General features: G+C 57.4%; 14 protein-coding genes. 5 read left to right on the top strand and 9 right to left on the bottom strand.

What is annotated here, in order from left to right; all coding sequences use genetic code 11:
* Window positions 1-29: 29 nt before the first annotated feature.
* The 6 genes from ABVF61_RS14805 to ABVF61_RS14780 form a co-directional block, all read right to left on the bottom strand.
* Entirely contained in the window at window positions 30-794 is a 765-nt protein-coding gene (locus ABVF61_RS14805; protein ID WP_353994313.1) for an SDR family oxidoreductase, read from the bottom strand.
* Window positions 795-1,109: 315 nt separating this feature from the next.
* Complete coding sequence (locus tag ABVF61_RS14800; protein WP_353994312.1) at window positions 1,110-1,364, bottom strand: hypothetical protein; 255 nt, start codon at window positions 1,362-1,364, stop codon at window positions 1,110-1,112.
* A 531-nt stretch (window positions 1,365-1,895) separates the two neighbouring features.
* Window positions 1,896-3,413, bottom strand: a complete 1,518-nt coding sequence (locus ABVF61_RS14795; RefSeq protein WP_353994311.1) for an ABC transporter permease — start codon at window positions 3,411-3,413, stop codon at window positions 1,896-1,898.
* A gap of 11 nt (window positions 3,414-3,424) precedes the next feature.
* Window positions 3,425-4,474 (bottom strand): quaternary amine ABC transporter ATP-binding protein, encoded by a 1,050-nt coding sequence (locus ABVF61_RS14790; RefSeq protein ID WP_353994310.1) that lies wholly within the window; start codon window positions 4,472-4,474, stop codon window positions 3,425-3,427.
* 70 nt (window positions 4,475-4,544) lie between these two features.
* Entirely contained in the window at window positions 4,545-5,516 is a 972-nt protein-coding gene (locus tag ABVF61_RS14785; RefSeq protein WP_353994309.1) for an ABC transporter substrate-binding protein, read from the bottom strand.
* A gap of 34 nt (window positions 5,517-5,550) precedes the next feature.
* Window positions 5,551-7,878 (bottom strand): trimethylamine N-oxide demethylase, encoded by a 2,328-nt coding sequence (locus ABVF61_RS14780; RefSeq protein WP_353994308.1) that lies wholly within the window; start codon window positions 7,876-7,878, stop codon window positions 5,551-5,553.
* A gap of 109 nt (window positions 7,879-7,987) precedes the next feature.
* Here ABVF61_RS14780 and ABVF61_RS14775 point away from each other — a divergent pair, with 109 nt between their 5' ends.
* Complete coding sequence (locus tag ABVF61_RS14775; RefSeq protein ID WP_353994307.1) at window positions 7,988-9,001, top strand: LacI family DNA-binding transcriptional regulator; 1,014 nt, start codon at window positions 7,988-7,990, stop codon at window positions 8,999-9,001.
* Window positions 9,002-9,054: 53 nt separating this feature from the next.
* Here the strand turns inward: ABVF61_RS14775 and ABVF61_RS14770 are convergent, their stop codons facing one another.
* From ABVF61_RS14770 to ABVF61_RS14760, 3 genes are all read right to left on the bottom strand, one after another.
* On the bottom strand, window positions 9,055-10,317 hold the full coding sequence (locus ABVF61_RS14770; protein WP_353994306.1) for an ABC transporter permease subunit: 1,263 nt from the start codon (window positions 10,315-10,317) through the stop codon (window positions 9,055-9,057).
* The gene (locus tag ABVF61_RS14765; RefSeq protein WP_353994305.1) at window positions 10,314-11,120 is read right to left on the bottom strand and encodes a taurine ABC transporter ATP-binding protein; all 807 of its coding nucleotides are present in this window, start codon (window positions 11,118-11,120) and stop codon (window positions 10,314-10,316) included. Before ABVF61_RS14765 ends, ABVF61_RS14770 begins: the two co-directional genes overlap by 4 nt.
* Before the next feature lie 81 nt (window positions 11,121-11,201).
* Complete coding sequence (locus ABVF61_RS14760) at window positions 11,202-12,203, bottom strand: taurine ABC transporter substrate-binding protein (protein WP_353994304.1); 1,002 nt, start codon at window positions 12,201-12,203, stop codon at window positions 11,202-11,204.
* 319 nt (window positions 12,204-12,522) lie between these two features.
* Here ABVF61_RS14760 and ABVF61_RS14755 point away from each other — a divergent pair, with 319 nt between their 5' ends.
* From ABVF61_RS14755 to ABVF61_RS14740, 4 genes are all read left to right on the top strand, one after another.
* The gene (locus ABVF61_RS14755; RefSeq protein WP_353994303.1) at window positions 12,523-13,902 is read left to right on the top strand and encodes an aminotransferase family protein; all 1,380 of its coding nucleotides are present in this window, start codon (window positions 12,523-12,525) and stop codon (window positions 13,900-13,902) included.
* Window positions 13,903-14,065: 163 nt separating this feature from the next.
* The gene (gene pdxR / locus ABVF61_RS14750; RefSeq protein ID WP_353994302.1) at window positions 14,066-15,535 is read left to right on the top strand and encodes a MocR-like pyridoxine biosynthesis transcription factor PdxR; all 1,470 of its coding nucleotides are present in this window, start codon (window positions 14,066-14,068) and stop codon (window positions 15,533-15,535) included.
* A gap of 145 nt (window positions 15,536-15,680) precedes the next feature.
* Window positions 15,681-16,235, top strand: a complete 555-nt coding sequence (locus ABVF61_RS14745) for a helix-turn-helix domain-containing protein (protein WP_353994301.1) — start codon at window positions 15,681-15,683, stop codon at window positions 16,233-16,235.
* 26 nt (window positions 16,236-16,261) lie between these two features.
* Window positions 16,262-18,703: a GcvT family protein gene (locus ABVF61_RS14740; protein ID WP_353994300.1), complete on the top strand. Its 2,442-nt coding sequence runs from the start codon at window positions 16,262-16,264 to the stop codon at window positions 18,701-18,703.
* Window positions 18,704-18,708 lie beyond the last annotated feature (5 nt).

Genomic DNA, 18,708 nt, shown 5'->3' with positions numbered 1-18,708 from the left:
GAACGCAAAATAGTATAGTTGCATTCTGTCTAGAGCTGCAATTTATCACTCACCGACATCGCGCTCATGCCACCATCGATGGTTATGTCCTGGCCCTTGATCCAGCCGCTTTCCGGCGAGGCCAGAAAGACGATCACATCGGCGATTTCCTCCGGCAGGCCGGGCCGGCCGGCCCGCGCGACGTTCCGCGCCATCCTGTCTCCGAAAGCGGCGGCGAAATCCTGCAAGATTCCGGTGCTGACGGCTGCCGGGCTGACGGAGTTCATCCTGAGGCCTCTTTCAATCATGTTTTCGGTTTCGGCCATGGTCATGACGATCACCGCCTCTTTGGAAAGATTGTAGGCCCGCGTCGCGTCAATGCTTCTTTCGCTGATGAACGCCGGAAGTCCATCCGGCTGGAGAGACATCAATGCCTTCACCTCGTCGAGATTGTCCCGCCACATGGCCCCTGCCCGCGATGCGGTGTTGACGATTGCACCGCCGGGAGCAAGTTTTTCCAGCATGCCGTCCATCAAGTTGCGCAGTCCGAACCAATTGACCTGAAGGATTTTCTGTTCCAGCCCATCGCGCGGCGGAAGGCCTGCGTTGTTGAGCAGGGCATCAAAACGGCCGGATGCGCGCCCGACTGCGGCTTGGATCGACGCCGAGCTGCTGAGGTCTGTCTCGATCCACTCGGCGACCTCTACCTCCGGTTCGGATATGTCAAACGCTGTCACTTCATGCCCGAGATCACCCAGCTTTCGCGCAACCTCGGCGCCAATGCCCGAAGAGCCCCCTGTTAACGCCACGCGCATATCGATCCTCCCAGATACCGTGAACTCGCGGTCCTTATCCTTCTGCTCAAAGGACGCGCCGTCAAATCCGAAAGGCTTTCAGTTTGGTCTTCAGGTCGGCTCGACAAAGGCGAACGCACCGTCGTGGCACGGCGGGAACGACGGCGAAGGTGACCACCAACACGGGTACGATCACTGCCGGACGAAGCGACGCCTGACAGCGATTTGGCCTTCGCCAAAAAATCAATTGAGCGGCCCTGCGGGGCCGCTTTTTCGTGGCCAAGTGGCTAATACACTAAAGAAAGCGTGCAGTTTCACTTCGCCTTGTGGCGTGTGTCAGGCAGCGTCCGTCGTCTCTTCGAGATCGGCAATCGCCGCGCGGTTGCCTTCCTCAATATTCTGTAGAACGATTTCCATGGCAGTTTCGGGCGACATGCGCGTTTCATCCTGAAGCGCAATCAGATTGCCGACGAGCTGACTTGATACCGCCAGTAACTCCGCCGGACAAAGGGTGTCCTGGTATCGACCAAGGACACCGACCAACTCCTGACGCAGAGTAAAATGAGTGTTCGACGGAGCTGTATATCTCACGGCCTAACCTCCTCTAAACGAACTATAAAAACTTATTCAGCCAACAAACTCGGTACGAGATTGCAGATGAGCGACGTCGCAAACGATTGAAAGAAACAAAGCTTCGGGTCACTTTAACCTTCAGCAATTGGTCGCCTTTCAATAAATACTAAGCACGATTAAATTATTTTGTGCCAAGCGAAAAATTCGCATCAATCACTCAAAACGACATACTTTTACTCAGCACTTATGAGAACAGTTTACTTAAGAATATACTTGATTTCAATTTGGCTATATTACCGACTGGTGCAACCTGTTCGTGTCCGCTCACAAAAGCGGACGCAAGTCCGCATCAAGCTGCGAAGCCAGTAGGGCTGGAATGCCTTGGAACAGTGTTCTTGTGTGTTGTTCAGAGCCCGGTCACGCAATTGGCCCGAGGCCGGTAAAAGGAATTCAACTTCATAACGCAACACCGGCAAGATCCTGACTGCCGGGATCTTGCCGGTGTTGCGTCCCCGAAGGCGGCGGACCGCCTCCGGAGACAGAGGTTCACTAGCGTCCGCCCACGACGATCCGGTCAAGTATGAGCGCACAAAACAGGATCGCGAGGCCCGCCAGGATACCTTGACCCGCAGCTGCATATTGCAGGGCCTCCAGGACGTCCTCACCCAAGCCTTTTGCGCCGATCAGGGAGGCCACGACAACCATCGCAAGGGACAGGAGGATTGTCTGGTTGACGCCTGCCATAATGGTTCTTCGGGCAAGCGGCAGGTCGACGCGCCACAAAAGGTATCGGGGTGTCGCACCGAACGCGAGCGCAGCTTCGCGCACGGTTTCGGGCACTTGCTGCAACCCAAGAACCGTGAACCGAATAACCGGCGGGCTCCCGAATATCATTGTCGCGACAACCCCTGCCGGTTTACCGGATCCAATGAAGGCGACAACCGGGATCAGGTAGACGAAGGACGGCATCGACTGCATGAAGTCAAGGATCGGACGGACCACTGCAAAGACCCTCGGCCGACGCGCGCAATAGATCCCGAGCGGAATGCCGAGACTGATTGAGATGAGCGCTGCAGCACCCAGGAGCGCAATGGTCGTCATTGCCTTTTCCCAGAAATCGAGCAGTCCCAGATAGGCCAAAGCCGCTCCGGTAAAGATCGCAACGCGTGGTCCTGCCGACAGGTATCCCAGCATGATGATCACCAGCGCAACCACTGGCCAGGGCGTTCCAACGAGAACGACCTCAATGCCGTCAAGAAGCGTTCTCATGCCGAAGGTCAGACTGTCGAAAAATCCTCTGCCAACCGTCTTCGTCCAGTCAAAGACGGCCTGAACGCCGTCGCCGACCACCAAACGCCAGTTTCGATCCGTTGGGAAGTTGGCGAGGGCGGCAATGGCATCGGGCCGTGCAAAGCGTATCGTCGACAGCACAACTACTGCAACCGTCAACGCTGCGGCGACGATGAGCCGCTGTTGTGACCAGCCGCTGGCCACACTCTGGTCGGAGCGCCAACGCGTGAATTGCTCCTCAAGTGTCCAGTTCGCAACCGAGGCGATGAGGAACTTGATCCCCAGCAGAAGGATCAGGCCGAACCCGAGATAGATAAGGCCGCTGGAATCAGCTGCCGCGGCAGCAGCCTGAGCATCCGCATACGCTGTTTCCAGGGAACTGGCCGCGCGTTTGAGACTGTCCAGCGACGAAGCGCCGGACTGCTCGGCTGCCGTTATTTGCTGACGGCGCAGCTCCAAAGTTTGCGCGATCTGATCGGCCCGTTCCCGCAAAGACCTGCCCAGATCGCCGAAAAGGCCAAGGCCTATCTGGATGTAGGCAAAGGTTTCAAGAACCAGAAACCCGAGGAACCAGGACCAGAGGCCTCGCGCTCCGAACCAGATCGGCCCAAGAAGACCTGCTGAGGGGTTCAGAGTGAAACAATAACCGGGTGCCTTCATCATCACGGCAAAGGTACGCTGATAGTATTCCTGCTGCGTGCCAACGAAAGAAGCGATCAGCGTGTTCAGCCGGTCCGCGGTTTCGGGCTTAATGTCGTTATCATCAACAGTGCTCATGACGGTGTCCCTCATGCCTGGCTGCTCTGGATGGCGCGCAGAAGCCCTGCTTGATCAATCACGCCCACATCATGTCCATTTTCCCGCACGCGAACGACACCGTTGCCTTCCGTGCAAATCGAGATCAGATCATTCAGGTCCATGTCCGGATGGGCCGAGGCCGCCCCGTCCGGAATGGGACCATGCTCGGCTTCGAACTCCGCCACCGGCTTCATGACAGCATGCGCGAAAATCATGTTGAGCTTGGAGATCCCGGCCACGAAGTCTGCGACATAGTCGTCGGCCGGATTGAGTATGATGTCTTCCGGCGTGCCGATCTGAACGATTTGGCCATCCTTCATGATGGCTATCCTGTTGCCGATACGGATCGCCTCATCAAGATCGTGCGTGATGAACATGGTCGTTTTGTTCAACTTGGCACTCAGTTCCATGAACTGATCCTGAAGCTGTTTGCGAATAAGCGGATCGAGCGCGGAGAACGGTTCGTCCATCAGGAGGATGTCCGGATCGGAGGCAATCGCCCGTGCCAGTCCGACACGCTGCTGCATGCCACCGGACAGCTCATGGGCGTATTTGTCTTCCCAGCCGTTCAACTCGACGAGTTCAAGAACCCGGTCGGCTTCTTCCCAGCGGCGAGCCTTGCCCGTGCCGCGGATCTCCAGCGGCATCGCCACATTGTCACGTACGGTGCGGTGGGGCATCAGACCGAAATTCTGAAACACCATTGCCACCCTGTGATTGCGCAAGCGGCGCAGTTCGGTGTCGTTCATCTGAACAACATCCTGGTCGTTTACCAGGATATGACCCGCGGTGGGCTCAAGGAGACGGTTGACGTGACGCACAAGAGTAGATTTTCCAGACCCCGAAAGGCCCATGATGCAAAACAGCTCTCCGCGATTGATCTGAAATGTCGCGTCAGCAACGCCCACGACACAGTTGTATTTATCAAGGACTTCAGCTTTTGAAAGACCTTCGGCGTGAATGGCGTTAAGTGCTTCTTCGGAGCGGGCTCCAAACACTTTCCAGACAGACCGGGCATCGATAGCGATATCAGCAGACACACCTATCCCCTTTGCTGAAAAGGAGGTACCACCCCGGACCGAACAGCCCGGGGTGTAACCTGCAGGAGTGTTAGTTCAGGCCGAGCCAGCCATCGACGACTTCACCGTTTCCTTCGATCCAGGCCGCGACGACTTCATCGATCTCACCGCCTTTGACCACCACTTCATAGGTGAGCTGGGACAGGTGATCGGCATCCATGCTGATATTGGCAAGGAACTGGGCCGCTGCCGGGTTTCTCTCGTCCAGGGACTTGGAGTAAGCGACCTTCACGGTCTTGACGAGGTCACCAGTCGTGATCTTGGATTTGTTGTACCAGTCGGCATCCTGATCCGGCTGCACGATCTTGAATTGTGCCGGGTCGTGCTCAGGCTCCTCAAGCATGACGACGTCATAAAGCGCGTGCACATAATGCGGCTTGTAGCAGTAGAACACCACGCCCTTCTTCTGATCCACGGCATCTTTCAGACGTGCGTAGAAGACGGTTTCGTCTTCGGTGGTCGGCGTCAGGAACGTTTCAATTCCGTAGTCGCGCACCTTCACTTTGTGAACATTGGTGGAAGCCCATCCGGATGCGCCAACCCAGATTTCGCCCGTGCCGTCCCCATCGCCATCATAGAGGCCCTGCGCGTCAGGTGTGGCAAGATCGAACACGGACTTGATATTGTGCTCTTCGGCCATGTAAGTCGGCGTGCAGAAACCGGTTTGGCCCGAGTAGCTGCCGGCGGACAGTGCGACGGTGCCTTTCTGGTCGACATATTCATCGGTGAACGATGACTGGTTGGGCAGCCAGACATCCGGATGGACGTCGATGTCGCCACGGCCACCATCCATGGCTGCAAAGATGACCGCATTGGCACCCGGTGCATACCCGACCTCGCCGCCAAGGCGGCTTTCAATCACCTGGCCGATCAGGTTGGCCATGATTTTCGCCCCTGGCCAGCTCGGTTCGCCGACCATCACTTTTTCCTGCGCCATGGCACCGGTCGTTCCAAGACCCAGGACCAGGGCGGCGGCTATCAGGGGTTGCTTTGCATATTTCATTTTATCGTTCCTCTGGCAGGTTGTGTGAACGCTCTCAGGCGCGCGCCCGCTTTCGTTGCGGGTCTATGAAAGGTGTGTTGGAAACCGTGCAGCCGAGGCGCTTCATGCGTCCGTCAAGCTGACCGATTTCAAGTCTTGTTCCGTTTTCGGCGTGTTCGACCGCGATGCGCGCCATTGCAATCGCATGCTCCAGTGACGGCGAGCGCGTTGCAGACGTCACGGTCCCGACCTGCCGTTCGCCGGCATAAACGGGTGCGCCATGTGCAGGTACGTCGTCGCTGTCGATCAGCAAGCCCTTCAACAGGCGGCGCGGTTCGCGGGCGTTTCTTTCCAGAGCCGCCTTACCGACGAATTCTTCCTTTGTAAGATCAACGGCAAAGCCCAATCCGGCTTCATGGGCATCGACATCGGCCGCGAACTCGGCGTTGCGGGCTGCAAGACCTGCTTCGATGCGTATCATCTCAAGTGCGGCGGTTCCCATCGGAGTGACACCAAATTCACCCCCGGCTGACATGATCGCGTCCCAGATCTCGATCGCATCGGATGTGGAACAGAAGATCTCGTAACCCAGCTCGCCCGTGTATCCGGTTCTGGACAGGAGGAATGGAGCGCCTTCGCGGTCCTTGAGCCTGGCAACCGTCACGCCGAACCACTTCATCTGGTCCAGCGCGGGAACATGCGGCTGCGTGAACACAATCTTCCGCAAAAGGTCCCGGGACTTCGGGCCCTGAAGCGCAAGGTTCGGCAGCGCGTCGCGATTGTCCTGAATGCGCACCTGAAGGTTGCGTTCACGCGCCAGCGTCTCGAGAGAGCGTGCGCTTTCCTCCGAGCCGCAGCACCAGCGGAACAGTTCCGGCCCCAATCGCAGCAAAGTGCCATCGTCGATGACAGTGCCGCTCTCGTCGCACATGAGGGTATAGGAGGCACGCCAGACGGCGAGCTTTTCGACATTTCTCGTTGTGGCCAGTTGCATCAGTTTCGAAGCATCCGGGCCGATAATGTCGTATTTGCGCAGCCCGCTCATGTCCTGGATCGTGACAGCCTCACGGCAGGCCCAGTATTCGCCAAGGGTTCCGTAGGATGGAAAACTGACCGGCGCCCAAAGATTCCGGGCGGGTGCAAACTGCTGTGTCAGACGCGTCAAACGATCGTGGAACGCGGAGTTCTGACTGATTGTCATCGGGGCATCTTCCTTTTCGCGATAGGCTATAGCCCGCCGGACCGGTTGATCGGCCCGATAAATGCGTACGTGAATATCCGTTGGATTCCAGCCGTTGATCGGATCAATATCGTCGGGGCACGCCGTGGAAACGCACACCGTGTCGGTCATGGCCCGCATCGCCACGTAGTCTCCGGGACGCGAATGGGATTCTTCAGTCTGGATCGTATGGTGATGGGGATCGATCCAGGTGTTCCAGAAGAAATTGATCGCTGGCCAAGCCGACCTTCGACCAACGCCATAAGGATCAAGCGCGCGGGACATGTTGTCGGAGCAATTCACGTGCCCCGGGAAGCCACGCTCCTCATAGCCTCTGGCCGTGCACGCCAGCCCGAACGTGTCGTGACGGCCGCAGGTGTCCTGCACCACATTCAACATGGGGCGCATCTCACGATCGTAAAACTTGTCGAACAGACCCGGCTCAGGGTAGGCGCGCCGAACCATGGACCGCGTTGCGGTGCTGTCGATCATCCACTCCTGTCCGGTGTCGAGGCCATCGGACCGAAACGCCATGAAGTCCGAACACTGTTGTCCTTCGACATCAATAATCTGGACGATTTCACCTTGCTTAAGCTCGTAGGCAACGCCCGTCCCGGCCCGAACCGTAAATTCTTCGCGCATGTCCGCCAAGGGATCCGGAAGCAACGGAGACCTCGCGGAAGACGGCGCGTGGCTGACCGCCACCGTACCGCCGGCCGTACCGGAAATGAGTTCCTGAGCACTTGCCGGCCGGACCAGCCACGCATCTGTGTCACGGCGGGCCTTCAGAACCAGGGTCTCGTCAGGCTCTGCCATGAGGTGACTTTTGAATGTCCACCTGTCGTCAGCGCCTCGTGCGCGCGCCCAGCCGATGAATTCTGCACTGTCGAAGCTTGCCGGGTCCAACTCTGAGCCTGCCGTCAGGCCGAGCGCATCCAGATCATCTTGACCATCTGCCGCGAAGGCGACCAGTTCCAACTGCCCTGGACCATTGAGCCCGTCCACTGACAGAAGGTCTCCTGCTTTTATCTTCAGATGCAGGGCCTGCCGTGGGGAGAGCAGAAAGGTCAGGGCCTGCGAGGGTTTCCTGAATCCGGGGAACTTTCGGGCAGGCGTTTCATGACCGACATTGTTAAACGCATAAAGAACTGTCTGGCTGCGCATTTCGAGCATTTCCGCCAAATGTAACTAGTTACATAGGTTGTTAAAACCAGTTACATATGTCAAGTCTCATCAACGATCGATTTTTGAATTCGGGCGATTTTGGAGGCGCATGACCAGCACCAGATACCGCAAGCGTGCCAATCTCAGGGATGTTGCGAAACTGGCAAATGTTTCGGTGGCGACCGTTTCGCGTGTTTTGAATTCACCGGACAGCGTGGCCAAAAATACAAAGGCGGTTGTCGATGCTGCGATCGCGGAATTGCGCTTTGTCCCAAGCGCTGCTGCCCGCGCCATAAACTCCGGACGATCCCGCTTTGTCGGGGCGTTGGTTCCGACCCTGGATCATGCGATTTTCGCGCGTTATCTGGCAGCACTTGAACAAACGCTGTCCGACTATCGCCTGTCCCTTGTCGTTGCCACGACAAATGGTGATGCTGCGGTTGAAGCGCAGAAGGCGCAGACGCTGGTCGACATCGGTGCCGAAGGGCTCGTCATCTCGGGAATCACGCACGAACACGAGCTTTACGAGTTGATCGACCGATGCCAGTTGCCGTCTGTTGCGACGTCTTACTACGATCCGGACTTTCTGCTGCCGACGATCGGCTATGACAACGTCGATGCCGGACGGATCGCGCTTGAGCATCTTTTGTCGCTCGGCCACAGCGCGATCGCCGTGGTGCATGGCTCGCTGACCAGCAACGACCGTACGCTGGCCCGTATCAAGGGTCTGGAAGGCCATGACGATGCGCAAATGAGTTTTCTGGAAGCGGATCTTTCAGTCGAGGCAGGTTGCGCAGCTGCGCGTCAGATCCTAGCCGGGAAACAACGCGCCACGGCGGTTTTGTGCCTGTCCGACGTGCTGGCGACCGGCGTGCTTTATGAACTGAACCGCCAGGGTGTTTCGGTTCCGCAGGATATTTCCGTCGTCGGGATTGATGACCTGCCTGGGTCCGCCCACACAACACCCGGACTGACGACCGTTCACTTGCCTGTCGTGCGAATGGGACACGCTACCGCGATCGCTATTTCCGAATGGATTGAAAACGGGGTGATACCCGCTGAGAAACTATTTGATACCGATCTGATCATCCGTGGATCGACCAGTCCGCTACACGTGGACTGAAAGTTTTTCGGGCGCAGTCTTGCCGCGCCCGAGATTGCTTGTCTTCCAGGAAATCAGGCCCGCCCCTTCCAGGGAACCAGTACCCGTTCTGCCATCCGCATGAGGATATCGATGCTGTAGCCGACAATACCGATGAGGATGATCCCCATGATCACGATATCGGTGAGCTGAAACTTGGAAGCAGCGATAATCATCATCCCGGCGCCTTTTTGGGCCGCGACCAGTTCGGCGGCAACAACCGTGCCCCAGCACACACCCATGGCAACACGAGCGCCGGTGAAGATCTCAGGCAGTGAATTGGGAACGATGACATAGCGCAGGATCTGGCGTTTGTTCGCTCCCAGCGAGAAGGCCGCGTGCACCTTGGAGATGTTCACGCCCGACACACCAGCTCTTGCGGCGATCGTCATGATCCAGAGCGCTGCCAGGAACAGGAGCACGATCTTGCCCGTCTCCCAGATGCCGAACCAGATGATGACGAGCGGGATGAGCGCAAGTGGTGGAACCGGACGCATGAATTCCACGATCGGATCGAACCAGCCCCGGACCCAGCTGGACAGGCCCATTGCATAACCAAGCGGAATGCCGATCAGTGCACCCGCGACGAACCCGCCAACCACGCGCAACAGGGACCAGCCGAGGTGTTCCCAAAGCGTGAAGTTCTGGTAACCCTGCGACGCGATTTCCGTGAAACGGCTGGCAACAGCTTCTGGAGACGGCATCCAGATGGGCTCCATCTGCAAACCCTTGCTGGGTTCGAAATTCAACGAGCCCTTCGGCGTCATGCTGACGGTCCCGTTGGACACGTTTACTGTTTCGCCCGGCGCAATCGGCTGTCCGTCGACCTCCGTCACTTTCGCGCCGTCACCGTCGTTTCGTGTGACGCGCAACAGCACAGAACGCCACGCCCCAACCGTGCCGGAGTCGTTTTGTGCAAACCCGTCGTTTGCCGCAACTTCAGGCGCGTCGATCTTCTTGCCCGGCTCATGCACGATCACATCAACTGTGGCACTGCTTGTTTCGCCGGCGTCGTTGGTCACCGTGTAGGTGAAGTTCGTGTCGCCGACAAACGGTCCTGGAACGTGGAACGGAACCAGCTTGGACCCTGTGAAAGCGCCCCAGATGAAAAAGATCACAATGATGGAAATCACCGACGCAGCCCTGTTGGGCCGAATGGCACTTTCGTCACCGAATGTCACCGTCTTCAGGCTGGTGAAATCCTGCCCGCTTTGCATCATTCTGCTGAGATAGGTGACCAGAAAATAGCTGGCCAGAAACAGCGCAGCATATACGAGAAAAACAACAGATCCGGTCATGCGGCAGTCTCCGATCGGCCCATGATTTCTTCTTCCATTTCCCAGATCATCGACAGGATTTCTTCACGCGTCTCCGCAAATCCCTCGCTTTTCTTGACGTCACGCAGATCTGCCTGCACACCGCGTTCGGCAAATGGCAGCCGGTATTCCTTGTGAATGCGTCCAGGTCTCGGGGCCATGACCAACAGGCGCTCACCAAGCAGCAGGGCCTCTTCCACCGAATGCGTGATCAGGATGACGGTCTTGCCGGTTTCCTTCCAGAGTTTGAGAACCAGACCCTGCATCTTTTCGCGGGTCAACGCATCAAGGGCGCCCAATGGCTCATCCATGAGGATAACGTCAGGGTCGTTTGCAAGACAACGCGCCAGGGCAACACGCTGCTGCATGCCGCCGGAAAGCTCGTAGACCGCCTTTTCCTTGAAATCCCCCAGACCCACTGTGTCCAGCAGATGGTCGACGATCTGGTCCCGCTCGCCTTTCGGCATTGATTTCATGCGCGGACCGAATTCGACATTCTTGCGCACATTCATCCATTCAAACAGTGCCCCCTTCTGGAACACCATGCCGCGTTCGGCGTTGGGACCGGTCACCACATGACCGTTCATGCGAACCTGCCCGCCTGTCGGGGCCAGAAATCCGGCGACGATATTCAAAAGGGTGGTTTTTCCGCAGCCTGACGGACCCAGGACCGACATGATTTCGCCGGTCTTCAGCTCAATGGACACGTCCTTGAGCGCTTGCACGTGCGATCCGTTTGGCAGATCGAAGCGCATGGAAACATTTTCGATATGGAGGCCATCCATGATCTGTCATCTCCTGCAGTCAAAAGAAAAGGAAAATGGGGCGGCACACGTTGCCGCCCCATGTCTTGCAGGGATGCGGTCTTATTCGGTACCGGTTGCAGCCAGGTAGCTGGAATCCACGGTATCGACATAGCTGTCGAGCGCCTGCGGAATGGAGCCGGCACCCTGGAAGACATCAGCAACGCCGAGCATGAAGGTCTGAACGTTTCCGCCCATCCACTTGTCGCTCAGCTTTTCTTCAACACTCGGGAACGTGAAGGTTGCAAGTGTGGCTTCGGTGGCGTCCACATCCATACCGGCGTCCTTGGCGATGACTTCAATCATTTCCGCCTTGTTCTCACCAGCGTTCCACATGGCGTTCGCCTCGGCGGTCACCTTCAGGAACTTCGTCAGCATTTCAGATTCTTCAGCGGCGAAATCAGCCGGGACGCTGATGCCGTCGAAAACGAGAATGCCGAGCTCTTCCTTTTCCGCGCCAGTCAGGAGCACGTTGCCATGTTCCAGCATGCGCCGCAGGGCGCCGCCCCAGCCGCAGACCATGTCAAGGCTGCCCTGTGCGAACGCAGCTGCGCCGTCGGCAGGTGCCATGTCGACGATTTCCATTGTCGAGATGTCGACGTCAAAATGCTTCATCTGAGACAGGAAGCCGTAGTGCGCAGCCGTTCCGATCGGAACACCCACCTGCTTGCCTTCCAGTTCCTTGGCATTGCTTTTGTCGATTTCCAGCGTTTCCGCAACGACGCAGTTGTCATTTTCGGAGTAGCTGACGGCAATGTCCGTCAGAACCAGGTCCTGGCCAGCGGATGCGGCCACAACGAAAGGAGGCACGCCCTGGCTCACGGCGATCTGAACGTCACCGGATGCCATGGCGGCCGACATCGCCGTGCCTGTGTCAAACGAAACCCAGTTGATCGGCACACCAAGCGCCTCATCGTAAAGGCCTTTTTCCTTCGCATACTGGAACGGCATCGGCCATTCCAGGAAGTAGGCCACCGTCAATTCCTCAGCTGCGGAAGTCGCCGGCAAGCCAGCCACCATTCCCAGTGCTGCAAGAGTGCCGACTAGTTTTGATTTGTAGGTCATTGATTTTTTCTCACTGTTCCCTCGGTACTGTACAGACGCGCAGATTTTCCTGTCTCGTGCCGCTCTCCTCGAACATCGGCTTGCCTGCATTTGAAAATGGTTACGGCAGAACGCCACGGTTACAATAGAAACACTCGACTGGATCTAATGTATCTGTAAATCTGGCCCTATATGTCACCGCCGGGCCGTGTTGACTGAGAACAATTGGTGCAACGGACTGCTTGATTTGTGAGCAAGCGCACAAATTTCCGCTCACACAGTCCCGCCTTGAATTCACCGAGAACTCGTCGAAGACCCCGAGACATGAGAGGACATTGCCATGAACGTTGCCGCCTCCCCGAATGATTTGAGTGAAATCATTGAAGCAGACCGCAATCATGTCTGGCATCATCTGCTTCAGCATAAGGCTCTGGAGACGATCGACCCAAAGATCATGGTCGAAGGCAAGGGCATGCGTCTTTGGGATGCGACCGGCAAGGAGCATCTTGATGCGGTGTCCGGAGGTGTCTGGACGGTGAATGTCGGCTATGGCCGTGAGTCGATCGCCGACGCGATCCGCGACCAGCTCGTTAAGCTGAATTACTTCGCGCATTCCGCCGGTTCAATTCCTGGCGCCCTCTTCTCAGAGAAGCTCATCTCGAAGATGCCGGGCATGAGCCGGGTCTACTTCACCAACTCGGGTACTGAGGCGAACGAGAAGGCTTTCAAGATGGTCCGCCAGATCGCGCACAAGCGCTATGGCGGCAAGAAGCACAAAATCCTCTATCGTGAGCGCGACTATCACGGGTCTTCTATCACCACGATTTCCGCTGGCGGGCAACAGGAGCGCAACGCGCAATATGGCCCCTACACGCCGGGCTTTGTTGAAGTCCCGCATTGCTGCGAATACCGCGCACAGTGGGACGTTGAAAATTATGGCGAGCGCGCTGCGGACGCGATTGAGGAAGTCATCCTGCGCGAAGGCCCCGATACTGTTGGCGCTCTGTGTCTTGAGCCCGTGACGGCCGGCGGCGGCGTGATCACACCCCCTGAAGGATACTGGGAGCGCGTTCAGGAGATCTGCAAGAAGTACGACATCCTGCTGCACATTGACGAAGTCGTCTGCGGCGTCGGGCGCACCGGCACCTGGTTCGGGTACCAGCACTTTGGCATCAAGCCTGATTTCGTCACGATGGCGAAAGGTGTGGCATCCGGTTATGCAGCAATTGCCTGCATGGTGACCACCGAAGAGGTGTTTAACATGTTCAAGGAGGATGCCAGCGATCCGATGAGCTTCTTCCGCGACATCTCCACCTTCGGCGGCTGCACGGCCGGCCCTGCGGCAGCTTTGGAAAACATGCGGATTATCGAGGACGAGGGCCTGCTCGACAACACGACCAAAATGGGCGACCGGCTGATCGCAAATCTCAACGGTCTCATGGAAAAGCATCGCGTCATTGGCGACGTTCGCGGCAAAGGCCTGTTCTGTGGTGCCGAACTGGTTGCGGATCGCGCAACACGCGAGCCTGTCGCCGAAAAGCAAATGCAAGCCGTCGCTGCTGACTGCATGGCACAGGGCGTCGTTATCGGCGTGAGCAACCGGGCCGTGCCTGGCCTCAACAACGTTATCTGCCTGTCTCCGGCTCTGATCGCGACCAGCGACGACATTGATCACATTACAGATGCGATCGACGGAGCCCTGACGCGGGTGTTCGGCTGAGACGTCTGACTGACCGGCGCTAAATTCTGACAGGGACACGGCGATCTAACGCCGCCGTGTCCCTGAAACCGAAACCTCGCAATGCTCCGGCATTGAAAGAATTTGCCAAAACGGGATCCCGCCTGTTTAATAAGTCCAGTCAGATACTGAATTAGGGCCAGATATGGCAATTCCGGCTGAGACGTTTTTTCTCCGCCCCGACAATGAAGCGTCGCTTCAACAACAGATCCAGGGGCTCGTCGTTGAAGCCATTCTGTCCGGGCGCTGCCTTCCCGGCGAAAAGATGCCGTCCAGTCGAAAGCTGGCCGAACACCTTGGCGTCGCAAGAATTACGGTAACGATCGCCTACACCGAGCTTGTCTCCAACGAATATCTCGTTTCAAAGGGGCGCTCCGGCTATTTCGTCGCCCACACAGCACCCAGCAGACCCAAATTCAATCTCCCCGACCAGTCCGACAAAATGCAGGTCGACTGGAACCGTACGATCGGACAACGATTTTCCGAACACGTTCCTTTGGTGCGTCCCGAGAACTGGCGCGACTACACCTACCCCTTCATCTATGGTCAGTCGGATTCCAGACTTTTCGACCACCACAATTGGCGCAATTGCGCCTTGAAGGCGGTTGGCCGCAAGGATTTCGACACGCTGGCGACCGATTATTATGAGCGCGACGATCCAATGCTCGTTGAATTCATACTCAGGCATATTTTGCCACGGCGCGGGATCAAGGCACGGCCCGAAGAAATCCTTATCACCATGGGAGCGCAGCACGCGCTTTGGATCACAGCGCAAATCCTTTTGACCCAACGGCGCACGGCCGCGATCGAGAACCCCTGCTATCCGGGACTAAGGCAAATCCTCAGCCAGACTCGTTGCAACACCATCTCAATCGATGTCGATTCAGCCGGATTGCCACCGGAGGATCTCCCGGAAACGCTTGATGTTGTTTTCACGACGCCGAGCCACCATTGCCCGACCAATGCGACCATGCCGGTCGCGCGCCGGCAGCGACTTCTGGATCTTGCTGCTGATCGTGGTTTTATCATCGTCGAGGATGACTATGAATTCGAGATCTCCTTCCTCAAGTCACCCTCGCCGGCCCTGAAGTCGCTGGACCCTGCGGGGTCAGTCATCTATGTCGGATCGTTTTCAAAGTCGCTCTTTCCAGGGCTGCGCCTTGGATATCTGGTCGCGTCCGAACCCTTCATTCGCGAAGCACGCGCGTTGCGTTCTCTGGTGCTGCGCCACCCGCCCGGACTGATACAACGCACCGCAGCCTATTTTCTCTCGCTGGGCTACTACGACTCACAAATTGCCCGAATGGGAAGAATATATCGGAAGCGCAGGTCCATCATGGAACAGAGCCTGATGGAAAACGGACTGACCCAGAACGCTCAGGGAACGTTCGGCGGGTCTTCGTTCTGGATGCGGGCGCAGGAAGATATCGACAGTTCCAAACTTGCAATGAAACTCCGCCAGGACGGCGTGTTGATCGAAGCCGGCCGGGCCTTTTTCAAAAGCGGCGAGGAGCATCCCGGATACTACCGGCTTGCCTACTCATCCATCGCCTCCGCAAGGATTCCTGACGGCATAGCGCACATCGCCAAGAGAATAGAAGAAGCAAGCCGTTAGGGCGAATTGCATTTTCAAACCAAGCCGCGAACTGACAGTCACGAAAGCGCGATAGAAAAAGTTCATGCGCGCGTGAAAATTTTGTTGATTTTTTCATTTTGCCGCGTGAAATTATGGAGGAAATTTTCACGCACGGATCGACAGAATGGAAATGAGCAGCCTGGGTGAAGACCTCAGGGCCCTTCGCACAACCAGAAAAATGACACTTGAAGAGCTCGCCCAGAAACTCGGGCGTTCGGTTGGCTGGCTGTCTCAAATTGAACGCGACATCTCCACGCCGCGCCTCTCTGATCTCCGGCAGATCGCCGACATCTTCGATGTGCCGTTGTCGATCTTTTTCGGAAGTGCCGACGCTCCCGAAATCGAGAAAGGCCGTATCGTGCGCTCATCGGCGCGGCGGATCATCGGCGAACGCGACGCAGGTCTGGTCGAAACGCTCATCTCACCGGACCTGACCGACAACTTTGAAATGATCCACTCGACTTTCCAGCCCGGGTCGCGACGTCCGTCGCCCATTTCCCGGCCCACGCAGGAAGTCGCCTACATGATCTCCGGCAAACTGGACATCTGGCTGGATGAAGACACCTTCACCGTTGAAACCGGTGACAGTTTCCGGATCCGCGATGCCTCCTACCGCTGGGCCAATCCATATTCAGAACCTGCAGTTGCCGTCTGGGTGATTTCCCCACCGGTCTACTGAACCCTTTCGAGAAGGAAAGCCGAACCATGTCCGTTCCCTCAACAGCCCGCGTCGTCATCATCGGTGGTGGCGTTGTTGGCGTGTCCACGCTCTATCACCTTTCCAAAAACGGCTGGTCAGACTGTGTCCTCCTGGAAAAGAACGAACTGACGGCCGGGTCGACCTGGCATGCCGCCGGCAACTGCCCGAACTTCGCCGGCAGCTACGGCATCATGAACATGCAGCGGTATGCCCTGGAGCTCTATAGGGGGCTGGCAGAGGAAGTCGATTATCCGCTCAACTACCATGTGAGCGGAGCGGTGCGCCTCGCCCACAGCCATGAGCGGATGATGGAATTCGAATATGTCGCCGGCATGGCCCGTCACATGGGCCTGGAGATGGAAATGTGCACACCGCAGCAGTTGCAGGAGCACCACCCCTTCATGGAACTCCACGACCTTGAAGGCGGCCTCTGGGACCCGCTGGACGGAGATATCGATCCCGCCCAGGTCACACAGGCTCTTGCGAAGGGCGCAAGAACGCACGGTGGCAAGATTTTGCGGTTCACGCCCGCGACCGGTGTCAGCCGCCAGAACGGCGAATGGATCGTGCACACGGAACAGGGCAACATTCGCTGCGAATATGTCGTGAACGCTGCCGGTTACTATGCCGAACGGGTCGGAGAATGGTTCATACCGTTCGGTGGCCGCCAGGTTCCGATGGCGGTCATGAGCCACCAGTATTTCCTGACAGAACCCGTACCGGAAGTTGCCGCATGGTCAGAAAAAAACGGCCGCAAGCTGCCACTGATACGGGATGTCGACACCTCCTACTATCTGCGCCAGGAAACCACCGGCTTCAATCTCGGCCCTTACGAGCGGAACTGTCAGACCGCCTGGACGCGGCCCGACGATCCGATGCCGGATGATTTCAGCTTCCAGCTCTATCCCGACGATCTCGACCGGTTGGAATGGTACATTGAGGATGCCATGGCGCGCGTTCCGCTGCTGGGCACACAAGGAGTGAGCCGCAACATCAACGGCCCAATTCCCTACGCGCCGGACGGATTGCCAATGATCGGTCCGATGCCTGGTGTTCCGAACGCATTTGAAGCCCACACATTCACCTTCGGCATCGCGCAGGGCGGCGGCGCCGGCAAGGTCGCGGCAGAGTGGATCATGCACGGTGCGACCGAGTGGGATATGTGGTGCGTCGACCCGCGCCGCTACACCGACTACACGGACAAGCAATACTGCATCGACAAGGCCAAGGAAGTGTATGGCCACGAATATGCGATGCATTTCCCGCATCACGCGTGGCCCGCTGGCCGTGACCGGAAAAAATCGCCCAACCATGAGAAAATTATGGAACTCGGCGGCCAGATGGGATCGTTCAACGGTTGGGAGCGCGCCAACTGGTTTGCAAAACCGGGCGATGACACTTCCGAGGATGCGACACAGACCTGGTCGCGATCGGGCCCATGGGAACCGCGGGTGCGTGAAGAATGCGAGGCCGTTCGCGACTCCGTCGGCGTGCTTGACCTGTGCGGCTTCTCCCGCTTCAGTCTCAGCGGCGAAGGTGCCGCGGAATGGCTTCGCGGCAAAATTGCCGGTGGTTTGCCCAAGGCCGGCCGCCTGAATCTCGGATATTTCCCGGATCACCGCGGGCGGGTGCTGACCGAAATGTCGCTTGTCCGTCATGGCGAGGATGACTTCACACTGATCACGGCTGCGGTTGCGCAGTGGCACGACTTCGCAGTTCTCAAGTCGGATCTGCCCGACGGCGTGACGCTGACCGACCGCACCAAAGAGATGACAACGCTGATCGTGGCAGGTCCGAAGTCCCGCGACCTCTTTGAAAAGATCACGGATGCAGACCTCTCCCTCGGCTGGCTGACGCACCAGCAGACAACCGTTGCTGGCAAGCCCGCAATGCTGGTTCGCGTTTCCTTCGCAGGTGAACTTGGCTGGGAAGTCCACGCAGCGATGGACGACATGCCGGCGATCTACGGTTCCATCCTTGAGTGTGGCGCAAAACCATTCGGCATGTTCGCTCTGAATGCACTGCGCATCGAAAAAGGCTATCGCACCTGGAAAACTGACCTTTCGTCCGATTATTCCCTCTTCGAGAGCGGTCTGGGACGTTTCGTGAAACTCGACAAGCCGCAGGAGTTCCCCGGCAAGCAGGCACTTCAGATCGAAAAACAGCGTGGTGCGGCAAAGGGTTTCGTTACGCTGACGATCGAGGCAGGCGACTATGACGCGCCCTACATGTCGAACATCTGGCAAGGGGATGAGATGGTTGGTGAAATCACCTCGTCTGCATGGGGTTACCGCGTCAATGCATGTATCGGCCTCGGCATCGTCCGCAAAGGTCTCGATGCTGCGGGCACGGAACTCGAAGTCGAAATTTACGGCCGCAGATACAAGGCAACCGTTCAACCGGATCAACCATTGTGGGATCCGGAAAATGAGCGCCTGCGCGCCTGACCCCC

It is taken from the genome of Roseibium sp. HPY-6, assembly GCF_040530035.1.
GTDB lineage: Bacteria > Pseudomonadota > Alphaproteobacteria > Rhizobiales > Stappiaceae > Roseibium.
Note: the sequence above shows the minus strand (reverse complement) of the source record. Positions and strands in the feature narration are given on the sequence as shown.

Bases quoted from the DNA above. Each gene is read 5' to 3' on its own strand.
- ABVF61_RS14755 (WP_353994303.1), top strand. From the start codon at position 12,523: ATGAACGTTGCCGCCTCCCCGAATGATTTGAGTGAAATCATTGAAGCA.
- ABVF61_RS14785 (WP_353994309.1), bottom strand. From the start codon at position 5,516: ATGAAATATGCAAAGCAACCCCTGATAGCCGCCGCCCTGGTCCTGGGT.
- ABVF61_RS14760 (WP_353994304.1), bottom strand. From the start codon at position 12,203: ATGACCTACAAATCAAAACTAGTCGGCACTCTTGCAGCACTGGGAATG.
- ABVF61_RS14795 (WP_353994311.1), bottom strand. From the start codon at position 3,413: ATGAGCACTGTTGATGATAACGACATTAAGCCCGAAACCGCGGACCGG.
- ABVF61_RS14740 (WP_353994300.1), top strand. From the start codon at position 16,262: ATGTCCGTTCCCTCAACAGCCCGCGTCGTCATCATCGGTGGTGGCGTT.
- ABVF61_RS14780 (WP_353994308.1), bottom strand. From the start codon at position 7,878: ATGCGCAGCCAGACAGTTCTTTATGCGTTTAACAATGTCGGTCATGAA.
- pdxR (WP_353994302.1), top strand. From the start codon at position 14,066: ATGGCAATTCCGGCTGAGACGTTTTTTCTCCGCCCCGACAATGAAGCG.
- ABVF61_RS14805 (WP_353994313.1), bottom strand. From the start codon at position 794: ATGCGCGTGGCGTTAACAGGGGGCTCTTCGGGCATTGGCGCCGAGGTT.
- ABVF61_RS14745 (WP_353994301.1), top strand. From the start codon at position 15,681: ATGGAAATGAGCAGCCTGGGTGAAGACCTCAGGGCCCTTCGCACAACC.
- ABVF61_RS14775 (WP_353994307.1), top strand. From the start codon at position 7,988: ATGACCAGCACCAGATACCGCAAGCGTGCCAATCTCAGGGATGTTGCG.
- ABVF61_RS14765 (WP_353994305.1), bottom strand. From the start codon at position 11,120: ATGGATGGCCTCCATATCGAAAATGTTTCCATGCGCTTCGATCTGCCA.
- ABVF61_RS14770 (WP_353994306.1), bottom strand. From the start codon at position 10,317: ATGACCGGATCTGTTGTTTTTCTCGTATATGCTGCGCTGTTTCTGGCC.